Here is a 5,974-nt window from a genome sequence, read left to right as displayed (position 1 = left end):
CCCCGCACCCGTGCGGGGAGCCGGGCCGTCGCGTTCGCGGGGCGGGGCGGAAGGGGCCCGGGTGGGCGGGGAGCGGCTCCGGATACCCCTGTGGGGTCACCTGGGCGGTTCGGGCTCCGGGCCGGGTGCGGCACAATGGAAGGCTGCAAGCCGAATTACTCCCGACGACGCCGGAGCGATCTCACGTGGCGGAATACATCTACACGATGCGCAAGGTGCGCAAGGCTCACGGAGACAAGGTCATCCTTGACGACGTGACGCTCAGCTTCCTCCCCGGAGCGAAGATCGGCGTCGTGGGCCCCAACGGCGCCGGTAAGTCCACCGTGCTGAAGATGATGGCCGGCCTGGAGCACCCCTCCAACGGCGACGCCTTCCTCTCGCCGGGCTTCACCGTCGGCATGCTGCTCCAGGAGCCGCCGCTGGACGAGTCCAAGACCGTCCTGGAGAACGTCGAGGACGGCGTCAAGGAGATCAAGGGGAAGCTCAACCGCTTCAACGAGATCGCCGAGCTGATGGCGACCGACTACTCGGACGCGCTGCTGGACGAGATGGGCAAGCTCCAGGAGGACCTGGACCACGCCAACGCCTGGGACCTCGAGGCCCAGCTGGAGCAGGCCATGGACGCGCTGGGCTGCCCGCCCGGCGACTGGCAGGTCACCAAGCTCTCCGGTGGCGAGAAGCGCCGCGTGGCGCTCTGCAAGCTGCTGCTGGAGGCCCCCGACCTGCTGCTGCTCGACGAGCCCACCAACCACCTGGACGCCGAGTCGGTGAACTGGCTGGAGCAGCACCTGGCCAAGTACGCCGGCACCGTCGTCGCCGTCACCCACGACCGGTACTTCCTGGACAACGTGGCCGGCTGGATCCTGGAGCTCGACCGCGGCCGCGCGATCGGCTACGAGGGCAACTACTCCACCTACCTGGAGAGCAAGCAGTCGCGCCTCAAGGTCGAGGGGCAGAAGGACGCCAAGCGCGCCAAGCGCCTCAAGGAGGAGCTGGAGTGGGTCCGCTCCAACGCCAAGGGCCGCCAGGCGAAGTCCAAGGCCCGTCTGGCCCGCTACGAGGAGATGGCGGCCGAGGCGGACAAGATGCGGAAGCTGGACTTCGAGGAGATCCAGATCCCGCCGGGCCCGCGTCTGGGCAGCGTCGTCATCGAGGTCGAGAACCTCAACAAGGCCTTCGGTGAGAAGATCCTGATCGACGACCTGAGCTTCACCCTGCCGCGCAACGGCATCGTCGGCATCATCGGCCCGAACGGCGCCGGCAAGACCACCCTGTTCAAGATGCTCCAGGACCTGGAGACGCCGGACAGCGGCACGGTCAAGGTCGGCGAGACCGTCAAGATCAGCTACGTCGACCAGACCCGCTCCAACATCGACCCGAAGAAGACCCTCTGGGAGGTCGTCTCCGACGGTCTGGACTGGATCAACGTCGGCCAGGTCGAGATGCCGTCCCGCGCCTACGTGTCGGCCTTCGGCTTCAAGGGCCCGGACCAGCAGAAGCCGGCCGGCGTGCTCTCCGGTGGTGAGCGCAACCGCCTGAACCTGGCGCTCACCCTCAAGCAGGGCGGCAACCTGCTGCTCCTCGACGAGCCCACCAACGACCTGGACGTCGAGACGCTCTCCTCGCTGGAGAACGCCCTGCTGGAGTTCCCCGGCTGCGCCGTGGTCATCTCCCACGACCGCTGGTTCCTGGACCGAGTGGCCACCCACATCCTCGCCTACGAGGGCGACAGCAAGTGGTTCTGGTTCGAGGGCAACTTCGAGTCGTACGAGAAGAACAAGATCGAGCGGCTCGGCGCCGACGCCGCCCGTCCGCACCGGGCCACGTACAAGAAGCTGACCCGAGGCTGACACCCAGCCGTCACAACGGCCCGGCAGACTGCCCTCCGGGGCGGCCTGCCGGGCCGCGGCCCGTCGCCGCCACCGTCCGCCGCGTCGCGTCCCGCGCCACCGGCGGTGGACGGCGGCGGGCGACAGGACACCGAGGAGAACTGCCGTGGCTCGCCACATCTACGCCTGCCCGCTGCGCTGGTCCGACATGGACGCCTTCGGGCACGTCAACAACGTGGTCTTCCTGCGCTACCTGGAGGAGGCCCGGATCGACTTCATGTTCACCCAGGCCGCCGCGGCCGGCGCCGGGGAGTTCGCGGGCGGCTCGGTGGTGGCGCGCCACGAGATCGACTACAAGCGTCCGCTGGTGCACCGGCCCGAGCCGGTCACCATCGAGACCTGGGTGACGAAGATCGGCGGCGCCTCGCTGACGGTCTCGTACGAGATCAAGGACGTCGCCGAGGACGGCAGCGACATCGTGTACGTCCGGGCGTCCACCGTGGTCGTCCCCTACGACCTGGCCGAGGGCCGGCCGCGCCGGATCTCGCCGGTGGAGCGGGAGTTCCTCGGCCGCTTCATGGACATAGAGCCGGCCGTCGCCACCGTCTGACCCCACCTGACGATTCGAGCTGAACCGCTGTGACCATCACCGCCCGTCTGGCCCTGACCGACACCGGGGAGGCCGCCGACCTCTCCGCCTTCCTGCTGCGCCTGCTGCGCTTCGACCGGGCGGCGGCCGTCCGGCTCCAGGCGGTGGGCCCGGGCGACGGCGACGGCGTGCTGGCGGTCTTCGGACGGCTGCCGCTGGGCGGTTCGGGCGCGCTGGCGGTCCGTACCGTGCGGCTGGGCGGTCTGGACGGCCCGGTGGACCTGACCGTCTCGGCGGGTCAGCTGCTGGACGGGGTGGACGCCGAGGCGGGCGCCGTCGCGCTGCCCGCGCCGGTGACCGGCCCGGCCTGGGCCGGGCTGCTGCCGCCGCGCACCGGCTGGCGGCCGGTGGGCGCCCCGCCGGTGGCCGAGGTGTACCCCGAACTCATGGCCGGGGTGCAGGAGTTCCGCGAGCGCAGTGAGGCGGTCCCGGCGCACCACCGCGGCCGCACGGTGCTGGACGCGCTGGCCGACGAGATCTGGTCCCGCCCGGTCACGGTGCTGCCCGAGCTGCCGCTGCGCGCGCTGCACGCCGCGTACGTGATCGGCTTCCTGCGGCCCGGTGTGCCGCTGACCGTGCACCGGGCGGGCGGCTGGCTGCGGCTGAGCGCCCCGGCGGGCTCGGTGGCGGTGCGCACGGTGGCCGCGCCGGGCGCGGGGCTGGGGCTCAGCCCGGTCCGGTAGCCGGGCCCGCGAACCCCGGCCCGCGAACCCCGGCCCGCAAGCCCCGGCCCGCAAGCCCGGAAAGACCCGGGGAAGACCCCGGGAACGGCCTCAGCCCGGGGTGTTGATCATCGAGGCGGCGGCGTAGGTCAGGTACTCGAGCAGCTGCTGCTCGTGCTCGGCCGGCAGCTCCAGGCTCGCCACGGCCGCCCGCATGTGGGTGAGCCAGGCGTCGTGCGCGGCCTTGTCGACCTTGAACGGCGCGTGCCGCATCCGCAGCCGGGGGTGGCCGCGCCGCTCGCTGTAGGTGCGCGGGCCGCCCCAGTACTGCATCAGGAAGAGGGCCATCCGCTCCTCGGCCGGCCCGAGGTCCTCCTCGGGGTACATCGGCCGCAGCAACTCGTCCTCGGCGATGCCCTCGTAGAACCGGTGGGCGAGCCGCCGGAAGGCCGGCTCACCGCCGACCTGGTCGTAGAAGGTCTCCTCGCTCAACGTGCCTCGCCGGATCTCTCTCACCCGACCATGGTCGCAGACGCCGACGGGGTCGTACACCGGGACCAAAGGCGTACGACCCCGTCGGGATCGGTGGACGTCAACCGGGGAGGGTCAGTCCTCCCAGCGGAACAGCTTCCAGGAGATGCCGGTCAGCACGGCCGCGAAGAGCAGCAGGCCGCCCATGGTCGGCAGGGCGTCCATGACGCCGCCGCCGCGGGTGAGCACCGACTGGGCGGAGTTGACCAGGTAGTGCAGCGGCATGACCTCGGAGACGGCCTTCAGCCAGCCCGGCGCCCCGTCCAGCGGGAAGAACGAGCCGGACAGGAAGGACATCGGCAGCACGATGATCTGCGAGATGCCGTTGGCCGCCTCCTCGGTCTTGGCGACCGAGCCGGCCAGCAGGCCGATCGACATGAAGGCGAGCGTCGCGCAGGCCACCAGCGGGATGATCAGCCACCAGTTGCCGGTGAGCTTGAGCCCGAAGAAGCTCGTCGCGACCACCAGGAAGACGGCGGTCTGCAGGAACGCGGTCAGCAGCGAGACCAGGATCCGGGAGCTGACCACGGTTCCGGCGTTGATCGGGGCCAGCCGCAGCCGCCGCAGCACCTTGGACTTGCGCCAGTTGACCAGCGTCAGCGCGGCACCGAACACCGCGCCGGTGGCGACGGCCCAGCCGAGCAGGCCGGGGGTGAGGAACTGGATCGGCTTGAGCGACTTGTCCTCGACCTGCTGGGAGTCCAGCACGAAGGCCGGCTTCTGGCCGGTGGCCGCCTGGTTGGCGGTCTGGACCACCGAGTTGAGGATGCCCTGGAGCGCGCCGGCGCGGACCTGGTCGGCGGCGGTGTAGCGCAGCTCGACCGTGCCGTCCGGGCCCTGCTTGATCAGCGCGTCGTAGTCGCCCTTGCGGACCTTCTCCAGCGTGGCGGCCTCGTCGTCGGTCTTCGTGATGGTGAGGACCTTGTCCAGCCCGGCCCGCTCGTCGCCCTGGATCGAGTCGAACAGCTTCACCGCGCCGACCTGCGCCACCTTGGCGTGGGGGCTGCCGGAGCCCTTGGTCACGCTGCCGAAGAACACCAGGAACACCAGCGGGAACAGCAGGATGAAGAAGGTCGCGGTGCGGTCGCGCTTCATCCCGAGCAGCATGGCGCGGGACAGGCTCCAGAACGCGCTGACCCGCTCCCGCTCGTCGGTGGCGGGGCCGCCGCGCCGGGCCGGGGCCTGCGGCTCGGTGGAGGTGCTGGCGGTCATGCGCGGAACTCCCGTCCGGTCAGCTGGAGGAAGACGTCCTCCAGGGTGGCGCCGCGCACTTCCAAGCCGCGCAGCGCGTTCTGCTCGGCGAGGACGCTGAGCACCGGGGCCGGAACGCGGGTGGAGACGGAGAGCGAGACGGTGTCGTCCTCCAGGTTGGCGATGTCCGCGCCGGCCGCGGTCATCAGCTCCCGGGCCCGGGCGAGCGGGAGTTGGCCGGAGGCCACGCTGATCCGGACGGTGTCGTCGATCTCGCGGATCAGTGCCGCCGGGGCGCCGGTGTGGAGGATCTTGCCGTGGTCCATGATCGAGACCCGGTCGCAGAGCACCTCGGCCTCGTCCAGGTAGTGCGTGGTCAGCACGACCGTGCGGCCCTCGGCGTTGATGTCCCGCAGGAGGTCCCACAGGTTGCGCCGGGACTGCGGGTCGAGTCCGGTGGTGGGCTCGTCCAGGAAGACGAGCTCCGGGTCGTGCGCCAGTGCGCAGGCGATCGACAGGCGCTGGGCCTGGCCGCCGGACATCTGGTCGGTCAGGGTCTCGGCCTTGTCCGAGAGGCCGACCCGCTCCAGCATCGCATCGGCCCGCTTGGGGCCGACCCCGTAGAACGACGCGAAGGTGCGGATGGTCTCCCGGGCCGTCAGTTTCCGGAAGAAAGCGGTCGCCTGGAACTGCACGCCGATTCGCGGCAGCAGTTTCGGATTGCGCGGCCAGGGCTCCATGCCCAGTAGCTGGATCCGGCCCTCGTCCGGTTTCCGGACTCCTTCCAGGATCTCCATCGTGGTGGTCTTCCCGGCGCCGTTGGGGCCCAGGATCCCGTAGAACTCGCCGGCCTCGACGGTGAACGACACCCCGTCGACGGCCTGCACATCCCCGTACCGCTGACGTATGCCGTCAGCGGATATAGCAGCAGTCATGTGGCCTGAGCCTAGGGGCTGTGAAGACTCCTGTGCACATCCGTGCGAGCGAGTTTGCGGATATTTTGAAGAGGGGTCAAACAAAGTCGGGCCGGGCGGATGTCGAATTACGCCCCGCCCCCCCCGGGGTTGGACATAAGGCCCCACAGGAAAATATGTTGGGGGGGTTGATCCGCG

At 70.4% G+C, this 5,974-nt stretch carries 6 protein-coding genes; 3 read left to right on the top strand and 3 right to left on the bottom strand.

The genetic code is table 11. The annotated features are described in order from the left end of the window. Window positions 1-185: 185 nt before the first annotated feature. The 3 genes from ettA (at window position 186) to ACWGJO_RS40020 (ending at window position 3,161) form a co-directional block, all read left to right on the top strand. Window positions 186-1,850 carry an energy-dependent translational throttle protein EttA gene (ettA, locus tag ACWGJO_RS40030; protein ID WP_359910599.1) on the top strand — a complete coding sequence of 555 codons (1,665 nt, stop codon included), beginning with the start codon at window positions 186-188 and terminating at the stop codon, window positions 1,848-1,850. Window positions 1,851-1,995: 145 nt separating this feature from the next. Beyond that, on the top strand, window positions 1,996-2,439 hold the full coding sequence (locus ACWGJO_RS40025) for an acyl-CoA thioesterase (protein ID WP_452190660.1): 444 nt from the start codon (window positions 1,996-1,998) through the stop codon (window positions 2,437-2,439). A 29-nt stretch (window positions 2,440-2,468) separates the two neighbouring features. Beyond that, window positions 2,469-3,161, top strand: coding sequence for a hypothetical protein (locus ACWGJO_RS40020; RefSeq protein WP_452190658.1), 693 nt, complete (start codon window positions 2,469-2,471; stop codon window positions 3,159-3,161). 90 nt (window positions 3,162-3,251) lie between these two features. On the opposite strand, the gene ACWGJO_RS40015 is transcribed toward ACWGJO_RS40020, so the two are convergent. From ACWGJO_RS40015 to ACWGJO_RS40005, 3 genes are all read right to left on the bottom strand, one after another. After that, window positions 3,252-3,656 carry a globin gene (locus ACWGJO_RS40015; protein ID WP_387685424.1) on the bottom strand — a complete coding sequence of 135 codons (405 nt, stop codon included), beginning with the start codon at window positions 3,654-3,656 and terminating at the stop codon, window positions 3,252-3,254. A 90-nt stretch (window positions 3,657-3,746) separates the two neighbouring features. Further along, on the bottom strand, window positions 3,747-4,883 hold the full coding sequence (locus ACWGJO_RS40010; protein WP_359910609.1) for an ABC transporter permease: 1,137 nt from the start codon (window positions 4,881-4,883) through the stop codon (window positions 3,747-3,749). Next, the gene (locus tag ACWGJO_RS40005) at window positions 4,880-5,797 is read right to left on the bottom strand and encodes an ABC transporter ATP-binding protein (protein ID WP_359910612.1); all 918 of its coding nucleotides are present in this window, start codon (window positions 5,795-5,797) and stop codon (window positions 4,880-4,882) included. Before ACWGJO_RS40005 ends, ACWGJO_RS40010 begins: the two co-directional genes overlap by 4 nt. Window positions 5,798-5,974 lie beyond the last annotated feature (177 nt).

Source organism: Kitasatospora sp. NPDC054795 (assembly GCF_053611565.1).
The sequence above is the reverse complement of the archived record's forward strand: the minus strand, read 5'-3'. Positions and strand labels throughout refer to the sequence as shown.

What these genes read in the sequence shown, in the direction of transcription:
- ACWGJO_RS40010 (WP_359910609.1), bottom strand. Translation starts at nt 4,883, where the DNA reads ATGACCGCCAGCACCTCCACCGAGCCGCAGGCCCCGGCCCGGCGCGGC.
- ACWGJO_RS40005 (WP_359910612.1), bottom strand. Translation starts at nt 5,797, where the DNA reads ATGACTGCTGCTATATCCGCTGACGGCATACGTCAGCGGTACGGGGAT.